At 67.1% G+C, this 19,644-nt stretch carries 13 protein-coding genes; 5 read left to right on the top strand and 8 right to left on the bottom strand.

Features of this window, described 5'->3' with window-relative positions:
• Positions 1-77 precede the first annotated feature (77 nt).
• Together Q7P21_RS04450 and Q7P21_RS04445 are read right to left on the bottom strand one after the other, a co-directional pair.
• Positions 78-1,211 (bottom strand): CmpA/NrtA family ABC transporter substrate-binding protein, encoded by a 1,134-nt coding sequence (locus tag Q7P21_RS04450; RefSeq protein WP_304167505.1) that lies wholly within the window; start codon positions 1,209-1,211, stop codon positions 78-80.
• Positions 1,208-1,786: an ANTAR domain-containing response regulator gene (locus tag Q7P21_RS04445; protein ID WP_304167508.1), complete on the bottom strand. Its 579-nt coding sequence runs from the start codon at positions 1,784-1,786 to the stop codon at positions 1,208-1,210. The genes Q7P21_RS04450 and Q7P21_RS04445 overlap by 4 nt, the downstream gene beginning before the upstream one ends.
• 272 nt (positions 1,787-2,058) lie before the next feature.
• On the opposite strand from Q7P21_RS04445, the gene Q7P21_RS04440 reads away from it, so the two are divergent.
• The 4 genes from Q7P21_RS04440 (at position 2,059) to Q7P21_RS04425 (ending at position 7,369) form a co-directional block, all read left to right on the top strand.
• Positions 2,059-2,886, top strand: coding sequence for an alpha/beta hydrolase (locus Q7P21_RS04440; protein ID WP_304167512.1), 828 nt, complete (start codon positions 2,059-2,061; stop codon positions 2,884-2,886).
• A 243-nt stretch (positions 2,887-3,129) separates the two neighbouring features.
• Positions 3,130-5,820: a phosphoenolpyruvate carboxylase gene (gene ppc, locus Q7P21_RS04435; protein ID WP_304167517.1), complete on the top strand. Its 2,691-nt coding sequence runs from the start codon at positions 3,130-3,132 to the stop codon at positions 5,818-5,820.
• A 173-nt stretch (positions 5,821-5,993) separates the two neighbouring features.
• On the top strand, positions 5,994-7,025 hold the full coding sequence (locus Q7P21_RS04430; protein WP_304175926.1) for a hypothetical protein: 1,032 nt from the start codon (positions 5,994-5,996) through the stop codon (positions 7,023-7,025).
• A gap of 32 nt (positions 7,026-7,057) precedes the next feature.
• Positions 7,058-7,369, top strand: coding sequence for a hypothetical protein (locus Q7P21_RS04425; protein ID WP_304167523.1), 312 nt, complete (start codon positions 7,058-7,060; stop codon positions 7,367-7,369).
• A 478-nt stretch (positions 7,370-7,847) separates the two neighbouring features.
• On the opposite strand, the gene Q7P21_RS04420 is transcribed toward Q7P21_RS04425, so the two are convergent.
• Genes Q7P21_RS04420 through Q7P21_RS04410 form a run of 3 tightly spaced genes read right to left on the bottom strand, consistent with a single transcriptional unit; the run spans position 7,848 to position 11,567 of the window.
• Positions 7,848-8,783 carry an alpha/beta hydrolase gene (locus tag Q7P21_RS04420; RefSeq protein ID WP_304175924.1) on the bottom strand — a complete coding sequence of 312 codons (936 nt, stop codon included), beginning with the start codon at positions 8,781-8,783 and terminating at the stop codon, positions 7,848-7,850.
• A gap of 37 nt (positions 8,784-8,820) precedes the next feature.
• Positions 8,821-10,755 (bottom strand): beta-glucuronidase, encoded by a 1,935-nt coding sequence (gene uidA, locus Q7P21_RS04415; protein ID WP_304175922.1) that lies wholly within the window; start codon positions 10,753-10,755, stop codon positions 8,821-8,823.
• A 56-nt stretch (positions 10,756-10,811) separates the two neighbouring features.
• Positions 10,812-11,567, bottom strand: a complete 756-nt coding sequence (locus Q7P21_RS04410) for a FadR/GntR family transcriptional regulator (protein WP_368670072.1) — start codon at positions 11,565-11,567, stop codon at positions 10,812-10,814.
• A 301-nt stretch (positions 11,568-11,868) separates the two neighbouring features.
• Here Q7P21_RS04410 and Q7P21_RS04405 point away from each other — a divergent pair, with 301 nt between their 5' ends.
• Entirely contained in the window at positions 11,869-14,100 is a 2,232-nt protein-coding gene (locus Q7P21_RS04405) for a TonB-dependent receptor (RefSeq protein ID WP_304167535.1), read from the top strand.
• Positions 14,101-14,398: 298 nt separating this feature from the next.
• On the opposite strand, the gene Q7P21_RS04400 is transcribed toward Q7P21_RS04405, so the two are convergent.
• From Q7P21_RS04400 to manD, 3 genes are read right to left on the bottom strand one after another with little or no spacing between them, the layout of a single operon-like run.
• Positions 14,399-16,807: a glycoside hydrolase family 31 protein gene (locus Q7P21_RS04400; protein WP_304175920.1), complete on the bottom strand. Its 2,409-nt coding sequence runs from the start codon at positions 16,805-16,807 to the stop codon at positions 14,399-14,401.
• Entirely contained in the window at positions 16,804-18,069 is a 1,266-nt protein-coding gene (locus Q7P21_RS04395) for an MFS transporter (protein WP_304172118.1), read from the bottom strand. The genes Q7P21_RS04400 and Q7P21_RS04395 overlap by 4 nt, the downstream gene beginning before the upstream one ends.
• Positions 18,070-18,121: 52 nt before the next feature.
• Positions 18,122-19,330 carry a D-mannonate dehydratase ManD gene (gene manD, locus Q7P21_RS04390; protein WP_304172116.1) on the bottom strand — a complete coding sequence of 403 codons (1,209 nt, stop codon included), beginning with the start codon at positions 19,328-19,330 and terminating at the stop codon, positions 18,122-18,124.
• Positions 19,331-19,644: the final 314 nt, after the last annotated feature.

Here is a 19,644-nt window from a genome sequence, read left to right as displayed (position 1 = left end):
GGACCCTGCGCCGCACGCGCATGTTGCACAGCGGCAAAGCAGGCTGATCCGGGGCGGCGCCCGGATTTCGCGCGTTTTCAGCCGCTCAAGCGACCGATCGGGAAGTCCCGGGCATAGGCCTGGGCCGAGGCCGGGTCGAACACCAGGCCGTCAAAGAAGGCCTGGGGCCCCTCGATCCGGGTGTCAGCGGCGGGGGTCGCCAGGCCCAGCGACCCGGCGGCCTGGCGATAGAGGTCGGGTCGATAGACCGCCGCGGCGGTCGCCGTCAGGTCCAGGCCCGGGGGGATCTGTCCCCAGCGCGCCATCTGGGACAGGAACCAGGCGGCGTGACTGAGCCACGGAAAGCCCGCGTCGCCGGCATGGAAGACGATCTCGCCCTGGAGCGCCCAGGCGATGGCCTGCGGATCGGCGCCCACATGCTCAGGCTGAGCCAGCAGGGCGACCAGCTCCGGGCGATGAGCCGGATCATCGGCCCAGGCGGCGGCCGAGATCAGGGCGCGGAGGGCCGATTGCAGGGTTTCGGGATGGGCCTCCGCCCAGGTGCGGGTCATGCCGAACACCTTGTCGGGGCCATTGCGCCAGAAGTCCGAGGCGCGGAGCAGCACCTCGCCGACCCCCTCGGCCCGGGCCACGGCGTTCCAGGGCGCGCCGACGCAGAAGCCGTCGATCACGCCGGCCGCCAGCTGTTCGACCATGCGCGGAGGTGGAGTCACCACGATCCGTACGTCCCGGTCCGGGTCGACGCCCGCCTGGCTCATCCAATAGCGCAGGGCGTAGTTGTGGATCGAATAGGGGAAGACCACGGCGAAGGTCAGGGGCGGGGCGCTCGCGGCGCGCCGTTGGGCGATCAGCTTCGCCAGAGCCCGGGCGGTGACCGGGGTCTCGGCCATCGCCTGCGGATCCGCCGCCCGCAGGGCCTGGGCCAGGGCGATCGACACGGTGACGCCGCTGCCGTTGCGGTTCAGCGCCAGGGGCGCGATCAAGGCGGTGGGTTCGCCCCCGGCGCCCAGGGTCGCGGCCAGGGCCATCGGCGCCAGCATGTGGGCGGCGTCCAGCGCACCGACCGCCACCTTGTCGCGAATGGTCGCCCAGGAGGCCTCGCGGCTGAGGGTGACGTCCAGCCCCTCGGCGGCGAAGAACCCCTTGGCCTGGGCGACTACCAGGGGCGCGCAGTCGGTCAGGGGGATGAAGCCCAAAGTCAGAGCGCTCACGAGGCGTCCCCCCTCAACACCCCGGCGAAGGCCAGGAGATCGGCCGCGACGGCGCCGATCGGCCGCCCCTTGTCCATGGCGAGCTTGCGCAGCAGCTTGTAGGCGGCGTCCTCGTCCAGGCCCCGTTCCTTCATCAACAAGCCCTTGGCGCGGTCGACCACCTTGCGGGATTCCAGATTGGCCTTGGCCTTGGCGAGGTCGCCGCGCAGCTGCTGCATCAGGGCGAAGCGGGTCATGGCCACTTCCAGCACCGGCCGCACCCGGCCCGGCGCCAGGCCGTCGACCACATAGGCCGCCACGCCGGCGCGGATCGCCTGTTCGGCCAGGCCGGGCTCGGAGCGGTCGGCGAACATCACCACCGGCCGTGGGTTGGTCTCGCCGGCTTCGCGCAGGCTCTCCAGGGTGTCGCGGTCGGCGCTGTCGCAGGCCACAACGATGACGTCGGGGGCGAAGGCCGCGACCTCGGCGGCGTCATAGCGCGGCGTCTGGCGCACCTCAGGCTGGTCATCCCCCGCCAGGCCCTCGGCGACGAGGGCGGCGCGGGCCGGATCAGGATCAATGACGAGGACGCGCATGGCGCCACTGCTAGCCGCCGGGCGCGGCGGAGGAGCATTCGCAGATCCATATGCGTAGGCGCGCGGCGCTGACGCTCAAATAATAGGCATAATTTGTGCAACAAATGGACGATTCCTGCCCTTGGAATTGTCGCGCCGATAGTCCGGGCCCCGCCCTGAGGTCCTTGAGCCAGGGGGGCGCGGACGGACACGTCCATTGACGGCGCGGCGTCATGGCGCTCCGTAGAGCGATGACTTCTCATCCATACGCAGTCCGCTCGGTGTTGGCGGCGATGTTCGCCCTGTCGCTCGCCTCAGCGGCGCCAGCGCAGCCCGCGGCGAGGGAGGACGCAGGCCGCGCCATCGTGATCGGCCAATCCTACGCGCTGGCCTCGACCGTGCTGGGTGACCTGCGGCGCATCAATGTCTATCTGCCGGATCATTATGCGGACCCGACCCGGACCTTTCCGGTGCTCTTCCTGCTCGATGGCGGCGAGCACGAGGATTTCCACCACGTCACGGGCCTGGCCCAGATCAATGCGGCCTATGGGCAGGGCCAGGAACTGATCGTGGTCGGGATCGAAGGCGTGGACCGCAAGCATGATCTGACCTCGCCGGCCACGAACCCTGCGGATCGAAAGCGCCTGCCGACCTCGGGAGGGGCGGACGACTATCGCCGCTTCCTCAAGGACGAGCTGAAGCCCTGGGTGGCGGCCCGCTACCGAACCAATGGTCATTCCGCGCTCATGGGCGAATCTCTCGCCGGTCTGTTCGTGGCGGAAACCCTGCTGCGAGCGCCGTTGAGCTTCGACGACTACATCATCGTCAGCCCAAGCCTCTGGTGGAACCAGGGCGGCTTGGCGGGGGAGGCGAAGGCCGACCTGCAACGCGCCAAATTCGCCGGCGCCCGCGCCTGGATCGCCTTCGACGATCCCCCGCCGCCGGCCGAAGAGGCCCAAAGGGATCGGGCGCGGCAGGACAGGCTGGAGGCCGCGTTTCGCGAGGCCAACCCCCCGGGCTTGACCTGGATGGTCACGCGCCCTGGGGAAACCCACGGCGGCATCTATCATCCGGCGATCCTGCGGGCGTTCCGAGCCCTCTACGGTCCGCCCGCATCCTGAGCGTTCGTCGCCTTCGTCGGCTAAACTTCAGTGCGCATTTCGAGCGGCGGCTCGCCTCTTGGCGGTGCAGGCGGTCGTGCGCCAACAGGTCTGCGCCCCGTCTGGCCAATCCAGCATCGCGACGGCGTTTCCGCCCTGCTAGGTTTGGGCCGATGACGCTGCGTCATGGTTCGGATTCGATCCCGGTCAGACGAAGGCGCCGTAGCCAACGGCCAAGTTCACTTCGGGGATGTGTCGTCCGACATGGTTCAAGCTCTGCCTGATCTACTTCGCACCAGCGTCAGATTCCTGGGTCGGGTCCTGGGCGACGTGATCCGGGCTGAGGACGGAGAGGCCGTCTTCAACCAGATCGAGGACATCCGCCGGGCTTCCGTCGGTTTCCACCGGGAGGGGACCGCCGCCGCCGCCACGCTGGTCGCAGACCGGCTGGAGGGCCTGAGCCTGCCCGACACCGTGCGGTTCGCCCATTCGTTCGCCTGCTTCCTGCAGATCACCAATATCGCCGAGGACCAGATCCAGCGTCGTCGCGGCCGGGGCGATGACCGGCCCGACACCCTGGCCGGCGCCCTGCGCAGCCTGGAGGCAGAGGGGGTCGGGGTTGACGCGGTCATGACCTTGCTGGAGGGCGCGCTGGTGGCGCCGGTGATCACCGCCCATCCCAGCGAGGTGCGCCGCAAGAGCGTGCTCGACCGGCAGGGCGCCATCGCCGACGACCTCGACGCCTTCGAGAACGCGAACCCCGCCGACCGCAGCCGGTTGGAACGCGAGTTGATGCGGCAGGTGTCGATCTTCTGGCGCACCCGCCTGCTGCGGAACGTCAAGCTTGGGGTCGGCGACGAGATCGAGAACGCCGTCTCCTATTTCGAGCGCAGCTTCCTGCCGGAGCTTCCGAGGCTCTATGCCCACTGGTTGGATGTCCTGGGCGAGCCCGCGCGGCTGCCCTCGTTCCTGCGGGTCGGGTCCTGGGTGGGCGGCGACCGCGATGGCAACCCCTTTGTCACCCAGGCGGTGATGCGCCAGGCGATGGCGCGGCAGTCGCGCGCGGCCCTGCGGACCTATCTCGATCAAATCCACGCCCTGGGCGCGGAGCTGTCAATCTCGGCGGGCCTGGCCGGGGTGACGCCGCAGTTGCAGGCCCTGGCCGACGCCTCGCCGGACCTGTCACGCCAGCGGGCCGACGAGCCCTATCGCCGGGCCTTGTCCAACATCTACGCGCGGCTTGCTGCGGCCTATCCCGCCTTGACCGACGAGCCCCCGGCCCGACCGGCGGCCGGTCCCGCCGAACCCTATGACGGTCCTGACGCTCTGCGCGCGGACTTGCAGATCGTGCTCGACAGCCTGCTGGCGCGCCACGGCCAGGCCTTCGCCCGGGGGCCGTTGCCGGACCTGATCCGCGCTGTGGAGATCTTCGGCTTCCATTTGGCCCGCCTCGACCTGCGGCAGAATTCCGCCGTCCATGCCCGGGTGGTGGCTGAGCTCTTGAAGGGCGCAGGGGTGTGCGCCGACTACGAGGCCCTGGACGAAGAGGCCCGCTGCGCATTGCTGCTCGGCGAACTCTCCCATGGTCGCCTGCTGCATACGCCGTTCGCGGACTACAGCGAGGAGACCCGCCGCGAATATGACATCCTGAACGCCGCCGCCGACATCAAGCACCGCTACGGCCGGGACGCCATCCGCGCCCATATCGTCTCCAACACCACCTCCATGTCGGACCTGCTGGAGGTCTATCTGCTGCTCAAGGAGGTGGGCCTGTTCACGCCCGGCGATCCGGCGCGGACCCAGGTGTTCGCCGAGCCGTTGTTCGAGACCATCGCCGACCTGCGCGCCGCGCCCGACATCATGCGCCGCTATCTGGCCCTGCCGCTGATCCGTCAGCTGGTGGAGCCGGTGGGCATCCAGGAGGTGATGATCGGCTATTCGGACAGCAACAAGGATGGCAGCTACCTGACCTCGACCTGGGAGCTGCATCAGGCGTCGCTGGCCCTGGCCGAGGTGACGCGCGAGGCCGGGCTGCGGCTGCAGCTGTTTCACGGCCGGGGCGGGGCGGTGGGGCGCGGCGGCGGCTCCAGCTTCGACGCGCTCTTGGCCCAGCCCCAGGGCACCATCGGCGGCCGCATCCGCATCACCGAGCAGGGCGAGGTGGTGGCCAACAAATACGCCGACCCGGAACTGGCGCGGCAAAGCCTGGAGACGCTCGCCTCGGGCGTCGTGCTGGCGTCCCTGCGCCGGCCCGCCGGACCGGAGATGGCGGCCCCGCATGGTGCGCTGATGGACAGCCTGGCGGGCGAGGCGATGGGCGCCTATCGGGCCCTGGTCTATGAAACGCCGGGCTTCGCGGACTACTTCTTCGCCGCCACCCCGATCAGCGAAATCGCCGACCTGAACATCGGCAGCCGTCCGACCTCGCGCCAGGCCAAGCGCACCATTGAGGGTTTGCGCGCCATCCCTTGGGTGTTCTCCTGGTCGCAGTCGCGGGCGCTGCTGCCCGGCTGGTACGGCTTTGGCTCGGCAGTGGCCCGCTCGGGCGCGCCGCTCAGCCAGCTCAAGGAGATGTACGAGGCCTGGCCGTTCTTCTCCTCGGCGCTCGCCAATATGGAAATGGTGCTGGCCAAGGGCGACATGGCGATCGCCGGCCGCTATGCGGGGCTCGTCGAGGATCGGGGCCTGGCCGACCGGGTGTTCGGCCAGATCCGCGCCGAATGGGATCGGACCACCGAGGCCCTGCTGGCCATCACCGGCCAGGCCTCGGTGCTGGAGAAGAACCCGGACCTCGCCGCAGTGATCCGCTCGCGCCTGCCCTATATCGACCCGCTGAACCACCTGCAGATCGAGCTGATCCGCCGCCGTCGCGCGGGCGATGACGACCCGTCGGTGCTCGACGGAATTCACCTGACCATCAATGGCGTGGCGGCGGGGCTCAGGAATACGGGTTGAGCTGCTGATCTACCCTCGCCGGGCGGCATGGAGACGCCGAACTCGTGCAGCCTGGCGCCCGCAACGCCCGCCTGTTCCCTGACTTCGCGCGGCTCGCAGAAGTTATGTTCCGGTTTTGTTCTTGACCTAATCGCCTCTGGGTGGCAAGATCGGCCCCCAATATGGAGGCCCCTATGCGCCAGAGCCACACAGATCCCAGCCTGCTGGACGGTGAGGATCTGGTTGGCTGGTATCGTCGACCAGTTGACCAGATTGAGGCTGATCGGGCAGCCCGCCGAGCCAATCGGTACAAGGCGTTCTTCGCCAACCAGGATGACCTTGGACCAAAGCCATCCACCGCGGCGAACACCTCGGACTCGGCTGCGCCAGAATCGTCGTTGGGTTGGACCGAAGCGCGGGTGGCGGTTCTGCCGGCGCCGCCCGTCGCAGCGCCCGGTGGTGTGCGGATTGGGGTCTCTCCTGCCGCAGCGGGGGCTCCGGATGCTGCGCCCCGCGGTGGATTCTTCGATACCCACCGACCTATTCCAAACCCGGCGCTTGGTCCGATCTACATCTCCGACCTTCCCAGTCCTTTGAACGCGGTCACGCCAAGAGTTGGGAACTGGTTCGAGCTCGGGGACGGCAAACTTGTCAGGGGCGTGGACGATGTCGAACGCATCTATGCGGAGCAGCAGCGGCGCCTGCGGGGCGAAGATGAGCCCGAGCCCGCCGCGCAGGTGAGTTCGGCGGATCGGTTCAAGGACGGTGTCATTCCTCAAGCCTCCCAGATTGAAAAAGGACAGCGCGAGAAAGACGCGACCTGTCATCCGAATGGCGGTTGGGAGCGAGACGCCGGATTTGGAAGCTATGCGCCTTGGACCCGGCGTTATGAGACCCAGATTGGCCGGGCTCCGGGTCTGGACTATGTGGTCCGGAACCCTGGGGCGAAGCCGGTAAAGTTCGATGGCTGCGCCGTGTGGGACCCCAGGCATCAACTTCTGGAGGCGAAGGGGCCGGGCTATGAAGGTCTGATTCAGCGTGCGGGCCGGTCTTGGTTCCTTGGCTCGCTCCTGAAAGGGTTGGAGGGTCAGGCCGGGAGGCAGGCCAACGCCGCGCTCGGAAAGCCTGTCGAATGGTACGTCGCCGAGCCGGACGCCGTACCGTTTTTCAAAGGAGTCACTGCACCCTATCCCCCGCTCAAGGTGCTTCAGGAGGCGCCTAGATAGCGCGGCTGACATTCCTAAGAGGAGATCTTGAAATGAGCATTGGACAGCCTCAGCTGATGGAGCCGGGATCGCCATTCCCGGCTCAAATGCAGGGCCATTGGATCGCGGAAGAGGATCCTTCGATGGAGGTCGTCATCAGCCGCAATGAATTGACCTGGCGCGGCAAGCCGATGTCGTACCTAGAGAAGACCCTCACCGAGGGAGAGGAAGGCGTGGTCATGGTGGAGTTGACCCTTCCTGACCAGATGGAGGGAGATGCGATCATTCTGGTCGCCATGCCGGGCGCTCTGTTGAGCGCCTATAACGATCACTTCGCCGCGAACTTTGTGAAGGCCGGGGCCTGACCTTTTCAGGGCCGTCCGGTTGCGGCCGCGCCTGGATAAACGTGCCAGCCCGCCATGTTTTTCGACCGAATTGGCGGACAGGATTCCGCCGTACGGAGTTCGCCGTCAGCCCCGGAAGTCCCGATCATTCGCCCTCGGTAGGGAACGAAACCGTCACACGTCACTTCAAGCCCTTCCGAAACGCGGGGGCTTTCGCGCAGCTTGGGGCCGATCTCCCGCTGTCAACGACGGTTTCATTTCCACCAAGGACTCGAAATTTTGTCGAAAATCGACACGCCGCTGATCTCGGAGACAAGTTGCGGCCGTCAGTGTGACGGTGGAGGCGGTCCTTGCCCTGATTGTCTTCGCCGTAGCGCATCTCCCTAAGCCTTTCGAACCGCGCATGCGCGACCTCCGAAGCCGAGCGCAGAGCGGCTTAACCCCGTCCACTAACTCGGGGGAAGATCAAGTCGGTGGCCTAGCGTGACTCGGGCTTGGATCAGCGTCCTGTGATTCCCTGCGCCCGCAGCCACAGAGCGAGTTGGTCGAACCAGGCGTCGCTTGTGGCGCCGGTGGGATGGGATGCGAAGCCGTGCCCCCCTGCGCTGTAGAGATGAAACTCTACGGGGCTGCCCGAGGCTCGCCACCCGGTGATCAGATCCAGGTCCTGCTTGTTGAAGAATCGGTCGTCCGCCGCGATGACGGAAAATAGCGGCGGCGGATTTGGCGGGGGGCTCCCGGTGGTCGGCCCGTAGATCAGGCCGACGAAATCCGGTCGGGCGTCGGCGAGATTCGCCTGCACGGTCGCCAAGGACGCGGCGGCGCCGGCCGAGAAGCCCAGCAGACCAACCCGCTTTGGATCCACGCGCCAGTCCTTGGCGTGCGCCCGAACCAGGCGGACCGCCGCCTGGGCGTCGGCCACGGCGAAGGTGAGCGGGTCGTTTCCACGTTCGAGAGGCGCGCCCCTCTGGAAACGATCCGCCAGCAGCCGGTGGAAGCCCTCGAAGCTGTCGGGCGCCGGTGCGGTGCGATATTTGAGGATGAAGACCCGGACACCAAGCCCGTTGAGTCGCTGGGCGACGTCGTAGCCTTCGTTGTCCATCGCCAGATAAAGGAACCCGCCGCCGGGAACGAGGATCACCGCGGGCCCGTCCACCGCCGGCGCTCGGGGCCCCGCCACCGGGATGAGCATGGGCTCGACGACATTGTAAGCCATCCGCTGGTCGAAGGTTTGCTGCGCCCAGGCTTCGTGCGCCGGATTCGGCTGGGTCACTGCAATGGGCAGGGCGATGCCGGCTGGCTCCGCGGGCCTTGGGATCGCCTTCACCTCGTTGACCCATTCGCCGGCGGCACGAGCGACGCCGATCGCTCCGACAAGGCTGGCCGCGACGCCCGCCATCGCGGCGATGAGCCTGCCGGCTCCTACGTCTCGCATGGAAATCCTCCCACGTTGGCGGCGGAACGCCGATGGACTAGACCTTCGCCCAGAGTTCCCTGAGCTTGTGCGCCGCGAGCTTGGGGCGGCGATCGCGGGTGAAGACGCCTTTTTGGTTCAGCGAACCCACCCGCATGATTCCCTGGGCGGTCTTGAAGTCTGCGAAGGCCCAGGGGTGGGCGCCGACGATGTAGGGGTGCTTGCGCAGCGTCTGCCAATAGGCCTCGATCAACTGCGCCTGATAGTCCTCGCTCCACATCTCGGCGGGCTGGGCGTGGACGCCGGCCACCGCGTCGGCGCCGAACTCGGTGAAGATCACCGGCTTGTCCCCGTGGCGGGCGCGAAGGGCCACGATCTCCTTTTCGAGGGTGGTGGTCGCTACGTCGATCTGGCCGGAAACGGCGTACCAGCCGTTGTAGGAGTTGGTGCAGATCACATCGCCCTGGCCCACCCAGTCGGCGGGGCCGTTCTGGACGCTCACAAGGGCGATGGGGCGGCTCTTGTCCAGGGTTCGGGCGTGGGCGAACAGACGCTCGAAAAATCTCGTCCCCGCCTCGACCGCGCCAGGCGGCACGTCGTTGACCGTGTGGAAGGGCTTGGGGATCGGCTCATTGGCCAGGGACCACATGATCACGCACGGATGGTTCTTGTCGCGATGGACCAACTCCGACGTGGCCTGGGATAGCTGACGAAGGCGCGCCTCGATGATCTCCGGCGGGTCCATGAACACGAGGCTGACGCCGGGGGTCTCGGCGATCACCAGGAAGCCGTACTCATCGGCCAACATCAGCGACTCTTCCGAATAGGGATAGTGCGAGGTGCGGAAGCTGTTGGCGCCGATCCATTTGAGGAGCTCGTAGTCGCGAACCAACACCGGCAGGTCCAAGCCCTTGCCATGGATCGGGAAGTCCTCGTGCTTGCCGAAGCCGGTGAGGAAGATGGGCTTGCCGTTCAGGCGGATCTCACTGCCCTTCACCTCGATCGTCCGCACCCCGATCTTCAGGACGTATTCGTCCCCGCCTGCCTCGCCGCCCAGCTTGATGGTGAGGCGATAGAGGAAGGGATCCTCTGGCGACCAGGCGCGCGCGGCGGGCAGTTTCAGCTGGCCCGAGCCGGCGCCATTCTTGACGCTGATGCTGACCGAGACGGGCTTCGGTCCGCCGGAAAGAGTGAGGGTCGCGGCGCCGGACCAGCCCCCGCTGACCGTCACGGCGACGCCGACCAGGCCCGCGCTGCCCGACAGGCCGGTTGTGACGGTGACGTCCTGAAGGTGGGCGTCAGGGGTCGTGAACAGCACGACTGGGCGATGCAGGCCGCAATAGGGGAAGAAATCGTAGGCGGTCTGCGGAAAGTCCACCTGGTACATGCGCGCCGATCGCACGTCGGGGACCGACGGCACCCGGTCCAGCAGGGGCTTGTTCTCGACGCTGACGCTGAGCCGGTTCGGCTGGCCCTCGTGCGCCAGTCCGGTGACGTCGAAGGCGAATGGCAGGTGGCCGCCCACGTGCTCGCCCAGATATTCGCCGTTCAGCCAGACCCTGGCGTGATAGACGGCGGAGCCGAAGCGCAGGTGCAGGCGGCGGCCCCTCCAGCCCGGATCAAGCTGGAACTCAGTCTCGTACCAGGCGGTCCCGAAATAGTCCCGGGCGTCATCGAAGAGGTCGTTCCAGCTGCAGGGCACCGGGATCGGCCGAGGCTCGGGCAGGCCGGAGACAAACCACTTCTGGCTCTCGCCCTGGTCCGTCGGGTCCATCTGGAAGCGCCACAATCCCGAGAGATCACGGACAGAGCGGGTGGGGCTTTCATGGGGATAGAGCAGGGTTGAAGGGCCGCGGGCGAGGCCGCCCAGATGCGGTCCGGCTCTGGCCGGGGCGGCCGCCGCCGTGGCGACGGAGGCCGCCAGGCCAAATGCGCCGACCGCTTGCCGGCGGGTCATGGCCGGGGGCGGGGTGCGGGGGGTGTCTGCGGCCATCGTGTCTCTCCCTGGAAGCCGCCGCCCTTTCGTGGGCGGTCGGCGAAAACTTGGCGCTAGCCAGAGGCGCCGTAGCGTTTGCGTTCGGCGGCGATGCGCGCGCGCGCCTGCTCCAGCTCCTGCACCTCAGTGGCGGCCAGCAGCGAGTCGAGGACGCGCGTGAGGTGGTCGCGCATGGCGCGACGAGCCGCCTCTGGCGAGCGACGGCGCAGCGCCCGTAGCACCACGGCGTGCTCGTCGATTCGGGGGATCACTCCGGCGGCGTGGGCTTTGGCGCTCAGCGACTGGGTCTGGGGTGAGCGCGCGCGGGCGTCCCACAGGGTCTCCACCGCATTGATCATGGCGCTGTTGCGCGTGGCGGTGGCGATCAGCATGTGGAAGCGCCGGTCGGCGTCCTCGGACATCAGGATGTCGCGGTCGTTCTCGGCCTGCATTTCGTCGACCAGGCCCTGGAGGTCGTCGAGCTGCTCGTCGGTGATCAACAGAGCGGCGATCGCGCAAGCCTCGCCCTCAATGGCGCGGCGGGCCTCCAGAAGTTCAAAGGGGCCCACGTCCATTTCGCCGGCCTGCCCGCCGCGCGGCAGGCGAGCCATCACATAGACGCCGGAGCCCAGCCGAACCTCCACCAACCCGTCCAGCTCGAGGGCGATGATCGCCTCGCGGATGGTCGGGCGGGAGACGGCATAGGCCTGGGCGAGGTCGCGCTCTGAGGGCAGGCGGCGGCCAACGGGATGTTCGCCCTCTGCGATCTTGCGGGAAAGGTCCCGGGCGACCCGTTCATACAGGCGGCCGGTTTCGGTCTTGGCGATCATCATCTCAATCCATATCTGGTCAGGCCAATTTGGACAAGCCAAAGGAGAGGCCTCTCCGGAGAATGTAGGGCATTCGGGCTGTGGGCCAGCGCGACCTCGCATCTATCCGCATTTGATTGATTTTCGCCTCGGCCGAGGTTGGGTGGGGCGTCCGGATTTGGCCGTCGACGCCGCAGATCGGCTAATGGTTCGGCCCGTTTCACAATTCTGCCATGCCAGTCATTGCTAGTGGCCTTACCAATATGGTAGGACCGATTTGAATGGGCGGTTAAACGGCCTGTCGCAAATTGGGGGAGAGACCATGAGGCACTTGTTTTCCAACGCGTCCCTACCGACCTGGCTGCTGGCCGGGGTGATGGCGTCGATTGCGGCGGGCGCGGCCCACGCCGCCGACATTCAGGTCGAGGAGGTGGTGGTCACCGCCCAGAAGCGCGCCGAGAACGTCCAGGACGTGCCTCAGGCGGTGCAGGTGGTCACCGCAAACCAGCTGGCCGCCGCTGGCGTGCGCGAATTCACGGACCTGACGAAGCTGGCTCCATCCCTGGTGGTCCGCCCGGCGGAGCAACCGGTGAACTCTTCGGTCTCCATCCGCGGCATCGGCACCTTCGCCTTCTCCATCGGGGTCGAGCCCAGCGTCGCCATCCAGGTGGACGACGTGCCGGTGGCCTTCCAGGCGCGAGCCTTCACGGACCTGTCCGATATCGAGCGCGTGGAAGTGCTGCGTGGCCCGCAGAGCACCCTCTACGGCAAGTCAGCCTCGGCCGGCCTGATCAACGTGGTCACCCGCGGCCCGACGCCGGAGCTCAGCGGCGGTCTCAACGTGCTGGCCACCACCGATGACGAGTACAGCGTAGGCGGCACGCTTTCGGGGCCGATCACTGACAAGCTCGCCTACCGGATCAGCGCCAACTACGACAAGTTCGAGGGCAATGTCCGCAATGTCCTCAACGGCAAGAAGGCCGGCGGCCGCGACAGCGCCGCAGTGCATGGCAAGCTGGCGTGGACGCCGCTTGACACGGTCAAGGTGACCCTGGGCTGGAACTATGTGAACGGCGGCACCACGGTCGGTCGGCCCTTCATCGCCCTGTCGCCCACCGCCTATCTGCGCGGAAACACCTCCCAGCCCCCGTCGGTCTTTGAGCCAGGCATCACGGTTGGACCGGAGAACACCAATTTCATCAATAACTTCGCAGCGCGCACGGACTATGACGACAACAGCCAGTCGCTGAAGGTCGAGTGGGATCTGGGGCCCGCGACCCTGGTCGCCGTGACCGGCAACGACAACTACAAGGTCACCGACCTGCTTGACGTGGATGAGACCGCCGTGGCCTCACCTGACAACCGCCAGATCGGCTACTTCAAGTCCGGCCAGTTGACCCAGGAGGTTCGGCTGGTTTCCAACGGCGAGGGGCCGCTGCGCTACACCGTGGGCGCCTTCTATGCCGACGTGGACTTCGTGCGGAACTTCTACCGTGGGCCGTTCTTCTCGCTCGCCCGCTGGTACGCCACCTCGAGTTCGCAGCAGCAGGCCGCCTTCGGCCAGCTGGACTGGGAGGTGACGCCAGGCACGACCCTGACCGGTGGGGCTCGCTACCAGCACGAGACGATCGACTACACCTTCCTCGATATCCAGAACGGCTCGGCCTATTTCCACGGCGGTGCGAAGGATAATTTCTGGACCTATCACGCGGCCCTGAACCACAAGTTCAGCGACGATCTGATGGCCTATGTCTCGTATTCCACGGGGCATAAGGGCCAGACCTATGACCTGACCACCGGCTTCAACTCCAACCGCGCCCTGGCCGGCCCGATCCGCCCGGAGACCTCCAAGAGCTGGGAGGTTGGCTCGCGGGCGCAGTTCCTCGAGCACCGACTGACGGTCAACGCGACGGCCTTCAGCACCAAGTACGAGGACTTCCAGGCCCAGGGGATCGAGACGCTGCCGGACGGCAGCACGAACTTCCGCCTGACCAATGTCGGCAAGCTGAAGACCCAGGGGGTTGAGATCGAGTCCCTGGCCCGGTTGGGCGACGACTGGCGGTTGTCGGCCTCGGCGGCCTATGTGGACGCCAAGATCACCAGCTTCCCAGTGGCCCAGTGCTATCCCCGACAGACAGCCGCCCAAGGTTGCGTCGGCAGCCCCGGTCGCCAGAATCTGGCAGGCAAACGCCCTGCCCAGGCGCCCAAGATCAAGCTGTCGGCGGATATCAACTACTCCCACCCGATCGGGGGCACGAGCTTGGACGGAGTGGCTTCGGCGACCTACTCCTACCAAAGCAAGGTCAACTACGCGCTCAACCAGGACCCGCAGACTATCCAAAAGGGCTACGGGATACTGAATCTGACTGTCGGCGTGAAGAACCCCACCAAGCACTACGAAGTGATGGCGTTCGTGAACAACGCCTTCGACGAGCACTACTACGCCAACATCTTCGACCAGGCCGGCACCTACAACAGTCAGCTAGCCACCCAGGTGATCTTGCCGCGCGATTTCAAGCGCTTCGCCGGCATCCGCGCGGCCTATTCGTTCTAGGTCGCGCGCCCCCGCCGCCGAACCGCCCGGTCCCCGGGGCGTTTCGGCGGCGGCTCCTCCTTTCGGCGCCGGCGGGATAGCGACCGTCGGCAGAAGTCTGGTCATGGCGTCTGGTCGAAGGTCCCACCAGCACCCAATCCTCCGCGGCCGCGCTGGAGGGTGACCCTGTGGACGCGCCCGCTCTGCGCGGTTTCGTCTTCGCGCTGTTCTTCATCTTCGGCGAGGTGACCAGCCGCCGAGGTCGCCCAGGACCTGGCCGACCAACTGGTCAAGCGGGCCTATCGGCTCCAGGGGCGGCTCAGAGTTCGAGGTCGAGACGCCGCCAGCCGTCCGCCAGGCGGTCGCTGACCAGTCGCCCACGGGCCGAGGTGACCGGGCGGGCGTCGTCGGGGCGGAGCAGCAGGGCAAGAGCACCCGTCGGGGGGCGTTGACCCGTCGCCCGGGCGTCGATCCTTAGGCTGTCCGGAGAAGCCTCCACTGACAAGATCCATTGGCCGAACCCGCCGGTCCGCCAGGCCTCGCTCTCGCCGTCGTCTTCGTAACATGTAGCGGTGAAAGCGCCGTCGACAGGCGCGAAGATCGCGAAGGCCCGGACGTCTCCACGGCGGTCGAAGCTTTGCTCGGCGATGTTCAGCGGGATGGCCGAGCCATCGCGCACCAGCAGCGGCGGCCGGCCCCAGGGGGCGGGCAGGGTGATGGTCTCGCCGCCAGGATGACGACGGCCGGTCCAGAAATCCCGCCAGTCGACGCCGGCCGGAGTGCGGAGCTCGCGCTCGGTCTGGCCGGGGGCGATGACGGTCGCCACCAGCAGGTCGGGCCCAAGCATCAGGTCGTCGCAGTCGGCCAGGCATCCAGGATCATCGGGAAAATCGTGGAAGGTCGGCCGGACGATCGGCGCGAAGGCGTCGTGGTGGCGCCAAGTCAGGTCGTAGAGATAGGGCGTCAGCTGGTAGCGCAGTCGGATCAGGTCGCGCACCGAGGCGGTGGCCTCCGGGTGCATCCAGGGCTCGTTGGCGCTGCCATCATCGTTCCAGGAATGGATGCTGAAACGGGGCATGAACACCCCCGCCTCCACCCAGCGGACGAACAGCTCCGCGTCCGGCCTGGGGCCTGAGAACCCGCCGATGTCGTGGCCAGAATTCGAGACCCCGCTCAGCGCCAGCCCCAGGCCCATGCGGATATTGTACTGCAGGCTCTCCCAGGCCGTGGCGTTGTCGCCGGACCAGGTCTGGACGTAGCGCTGCATGCCCGCCGCCCCGGCGCGGGAGACCAGGAAGGGACGTCGTTCCGGCGCGTGGGCGGTCTGGGCCTGGCGCGACGCGCGCAGCATCAGCAGGGTCTGGAGGGGCTTGGTCTCCGCCGCCGGCGCCGGCGCGCCGAACATGTGGGCGAGGGCGTCGGGGGAGGTGACCTCGAACTCGTTGTTGTCGTTCCAGGTGGCGTCGATTCCGACCGCCAGCAGGTCGGCGGTGACATGGGCGCGCCACCAGGTCTGGGTCGCCGGATTGGTGAAGTCCAGATAGGCGCCGACGCCGTCCCAGAACTGGCACCAGGCCGGCTCGCCCTGAGCGTCGAGGATCATCAGGCCCTGGGTCAGGGCCTCTTCGAACAGAGGGTGGTCGTCCAGCAGGCAGGGCTTGATGTTGGCGCACAGTCGGATGCCGGCCTCGTGGTAGCTGCGGGCGAAGCCGGCTGGGTCTGGGAACTTGTCCAGGTTCCAGTGGAACACGTAACGGCGCGGACCGATGGAGGTGTAGCCGCTGGACAGGTGGAAGCTGTCGCAGAGGATGTCGTGCTCGCGGCAGTTGGCGATGAACTCGGCCATCCGCGCCTGGGCGTCCGGCGCGTCGGTATAGCTCATGGTTGAGCCGGAATAGCCCAGCGCCCAGCGGGGCATCAGGGCGGGTCGACCGGTCAGCCAGGTGAAGCGGCGGGTGACATCGGCCACCTTCGGGCCAGCGATCACATAGTAGTCGAGGTCGCCGCTCTCGGCGGCGAAGCCCCGATAGAGGCCGTGATAGTTGCTGCGCTCCGCGCCGAAGTCGAAACTGCAGTCGGCATAGGTGTCGTAGAACAGGCCGAAAGCCAGGCCCGTCCCCTCGTTGTGGGTGATGTAGAACGGAATGTGCTTGTAGAGCGGATCAGACGAGCGGGCGTCGTAGCCCATGGCGTCCACGTTACCCATGCGGAAGCGGCGGCCCGCCCGGTCCATGGCGCCGGTCTTCTCGCCCAGGCCGAAATAGCGTTCCGCGGAATTGCGCTCCAGATAGTGACGGACCTGGTCGCCCCACCAGCCGAGATTGTAAGCCTGGGTGGCGCGGTCGCGGGCGACGCAGGTCCAGCCGCCGGCGCCGTCGGCCATTTCCCAGAGGAAGAACAGCCCCTTCAGGCGCACGGTGAGGCGCAGGCGTTCGGTCGTGATCACCAGAGTGGTGTCATCCACGACCTTCAGATCGAAGGCCGGACAGGCGAACCCATCCTGAGCCATGCGATCGCGACCCTGGTCAGGGACGTCCTCCATGCCGGGCGCTATGGCCCAGGTCTTCATGGCCCCCTGACTGGTCTTGGGGCGATGCAGCACACGGATGATGTCCGGCTCCAGGACAAACACCTCGACGGTGAAGCCGGCCTCGGTGCTCAGCGTCACCCGCGCGCCGTCTCGTCCGGCCAAGCGGAACAGAGGCGGGTTGGCGATCGAAGGCCTCATGCCAGCGCCACCCGTCGGGCGTCCGTCCGGATCGGCCGCATGAGCGCGAAGAGCACGATGGCGGCGGCGATGTCGAACACCGCCAGCAGGCCGAACAGCGGTCCGAACCCCACGGTGCCCACCAGTGCGCCGACCAGCAGGGTGAAGCTGAGGCCGCCGGTCCATCCGACCATGCCCACAAGGCCGTTGGCGCGGGCCACGGCGGCCTGGGGGAAGACGTCAGTGGTCAGGGTGTTGATCATCACCGACAGCATCTGGTGGGCGAAGCCGCCGACGCAGAAGAGCGCGATGGCGGCGAAGGGACCGGCGACCAGGCCCACACAGCCCGGACCGATCATCAACAGGCCGCCCAGCGCCACGCCGCTGGCCCGGGAGGTGAGAAGCCCCATGTTGAATCGCTTCATGAGGAAGGGGGACAGATAGCCGCCCAGGATGCCGCCGGCGTCGGAGGCCAGGAACGGCAGCCAGGCGAAGGCGGCGATGGCCTTCAGGTCCATTCCCCGCTCCCGCGCCAGATAGAGCGGGATCCAGAAACTGAAGGTCTGCCAGGCCGGCTCGGACAGGAAGCGGGCAATGGCCAGGGCCCAGAAGTTGCGCTGGCGCAACAGCATGGGGATCGGGATCGGCGGCTCCGCCGCCGCGGTGGGCGGCACGGGGGCCAGGGCCTTTTGGTCGGCGCTCAGCGCCTTGTGGTGGGCGGGGCTGTCGTAGAGGACAAACCAGGCCGCAGCCCAGATGAGGCCGAGGCCGCCCGTCACCATAAAGGCCGAGCGCCAGCCGTAGGTAAGGGACAGCCAGATCACCAGAGGCGGGGCGATGAGGGCGCCCAGCGATGTGCCGGCGTTGAAATAGCCCACCGCTACCGACCGATCCCTGGCTGGAAACCATTCGCTGACCGCCTTGACGCCCGCGGGTATGGCGGCGGATTCGCTGACCCCCAGCAGGCCGCGGAAGAAGGCCAGGGACAACCAGCCGCCGGCCAGGCCATGGGCCATATTGGCCAGAGACCAGGCCACGGCGAACAGGGCGAAAGCCACCTTCAGGCCGAGCGAATCGATGATCGCGCCGCAGATGGGCTGCATCACCGTGTAGGCCAGCTGGAACGAGGCCACGACGTACGAATATTGCTGAGTGGTGAAGCCCAGATCTTTGGTCAGAGTGGGCGCCAGCACCCCCAGCGAATTGCGGGCCAGATAGTTGAGCATCGTCCCCATGCAGACCAGGGCGATGATCCACCAGCGCAGGCGCCGCAGAGGCATCATGGGGTGGGCTCCGTCGGTTTCATGAAGCTAAGGGGCGCGGGCTGGCGCTTCGTCACCAGTTCCACATGGTTCCGTCCTCGAGACGGGCCACCGGCAGCTGCTTGGGTTCATATGGGTATTTGGCGGCCAGGGCCTCGTCGATGTCCACCCCATGGCCGGGGGTCTCGCCGGGGAACAGCAGGCCGTCCTCGAAACGGTAGGCGTGCGGGAAGACCGCGTCGGTCTCCGGGCTGTGGCGCATATATTCCTGGATGCCGAAATTTGGGACCCAGCTGTCGAAGTGGAGGGCCGCGCCCATGGTCACTGGCGACAGGTCGGTGGCGCCGTGGCAGCCGGTGCGGATCTGCCAGACCGAGGCGAAGTCGGCGATCCTGCGCAGGTGGGTGATCCCACCCGCGCCGACGATGGTTGCGCGGATGAAGTCGATCAGCTGCTCCTGCAGCAGGTCCTTGCAGTCCCAGATGGTGTTGAAGATCTCGCCGACCGCCAGCGGGGTGGTGGTGTGCTGGCGGATCAGGCGGAAGGCCTCCTGGTTCTCGGCGGGGGTGACATCCTCCAGCCAGAACAGGTTGTAGGGCTCCAGCGATCGCCCCAGGCGCGCGGCCTCCATCGGGGTGAGCCGGTGGTGGGCGTCGTGCAACAACTCCACGCCGAAGCCCACCCGCTCGCGCAGGGCGTCGAACAGCTTCGGCGCGTGGTTGAGGTACTTCGAGGTGGACCAGACAGTCTCGGTGGGCAGGGTCGCGTCCGCCGGCTCGTAGTACATCTGGCCCCGACCGACGCCGTAGGCCTTGTCGACGCCCGGAATGCCGCTCTGGGCGCGGACGGCCTTGTAGCCCAGGCCAATATAGCGCTCGACCTCGTCCAGGGTCTCGGCGATGTCGCCGCCATTGGCGTGGCCATAGACCAGCACCCCTTCGCGGCTCTTGCCGCCCAGCATGTCGTAGAGCGGCAGGCCGGCCATCTTGGCCTTGATGTCCCAGAGCGCGACGTCGACGGCGGCGATGGCCCGCATGGTCACGGGGCCGCGACGCCAGTAGGCGCCACGATAGAGGAATTGCCAGGTGTCCTCGATCTTCCGGGGATCGCGGCCGATCAGCAAGGGGACGACATGCTCGTTGAGATAGGCGACCACCGCCTGTTCGCGGCCGTTCAGCGTCGCGTCGCCGATGCCGTGGACGCCCTGATCGGTGACGATTTTCAGGGTCACGAAATTGCGGCCGGGGCAGGTGACAATGACCTTGGCGTCGACAATCCGCATGGCAGGCGAAATCTCTCTCATGAACCGGCTGCCGAGGTCGCCGACAGCGATGCGATCCCGACTTGGCTAAGGCCAAAGAATTGGTTTGTCCAGACTGGACTGACCAATTTGGGGCGATCCACTTTGGGCCGGCGCGCCGAACCGCGACGCCACGGCGCTGACAGACCTAGGGTGACGGCCGTTAGGTGAGCGAGCCAGATCTGGTTAGGCGCGATCGTGTCCCACCACGTGGCGTAACTGCGCCGCCGTGGTCCCGGACGTCGCCGGACGAAGCGGCTGAAGAGACGGTGTGCTGCGACTGCGTGGCGGTGCAG

It is taken from the genome of Phenylobacterium aquaticum, assembly GCF_947378715.1.
Taxonomy (GTDB): Bacteria; Pseudomonadota; Alphaproteobacteria; order Caulobacterales; family Caulobacteraceae; genus Phenylobacterium; species Phenylobacterium aquaticum_A.
Note: the sequence above shows the minus strand (reverse complement) of the source record. Positions and strands in the feature narration are given on the sequence as shown.

Excerpts from the sequence above, each read along its gene's own strand:
- Q7P21_RS04445 (WP_304167508.1), bottom strand. The coding sequence starts at position 1,786 with ATGCGCGTCCTCGTCATTGATCCTGATCCGGCCCGCGCCGCCCTCGTC.
- Q7P21_RS04440 (WP_304167512.1), top strand. The coding sequence starts at position 2,059 with ATGTTCGCCCTGTCGCTCGCCTCAGCGGCGCCAGCGCAGCCCGCGGCG.
- ppc (WP_304167517.1), top strand. The coding sequence starts at position 3,130 with ATGGTTCAAGCTCTGCCTGATCTACTTCGCACCAGCGTCAGATTCCTG.
- Q7P21_RS04430 (WP_304175926.1), top strand. The coding sequence starts at position 5,994 with ATGCGCCAGAGCCACACAGATCCCAGCCTGCTGGACGGTGAGGATCTG.
- Q7P21_RS04425 (WP_304167523.1), top strand. The coding sequence starts at position 7,058 with ATGAGCATTGGACAGCCTCAGCTGATGGAGCCGGGATCGCCATTCCCG.
- Q7P21_RS04420 (WP_304175924.1), bottom strand. The coding sequence starts at position 8,783 with ATGCGAGACGTAGGAGCCGGCAGGCTCATCGCCGCGATGGCGGGCGTC.
- uidA (WP_304175922.1), bottom strand. The coding sequence starts at position 10,755 with ATGGCCGCAGACACCCCCCGCACCCCGCCCCCGGCCATGACCCGCCGG.
- Q7P21_RS04410 (WP_368670072.1), bottom strand. The coding sequence starts at position 11,567 with ATGATCGCCAAGACCGAAACCGGCCGCCTGTATGAACGGGTCGCCCGG.
- Q7P21_RS04405 (WP_304167535.1), top strand. The coding sequence starts at position 11,869 with ATGAGGCACTTGTTTTCCAACGCGTCCCTACCGACCTGGCTGCTGGCC.
- Q7P21_RS04400 (WP_304175920.1), bottom strand. The coding sequence starts at position 16,807 with ATGAGGCCTTCGATCGCCAACCCGCCTCTGTTCCGCTTGGCCGGACGA.
- Q7P21_RS04395 (WP_304172118.1), bottom strand. The coding sequence starts at position 18,069 with ATGATGCCTCTGCGGCGCCTGCGCTGGTGGATCATCGCCCTGGTCTGC.
- manD (WP_304172116.1), bottom strand. The coding sequence starts at position 19,330 with ATGCGGATTGTCGACGCCAAGGTCATTGTCACCTGCCCCGGCCGCAAT.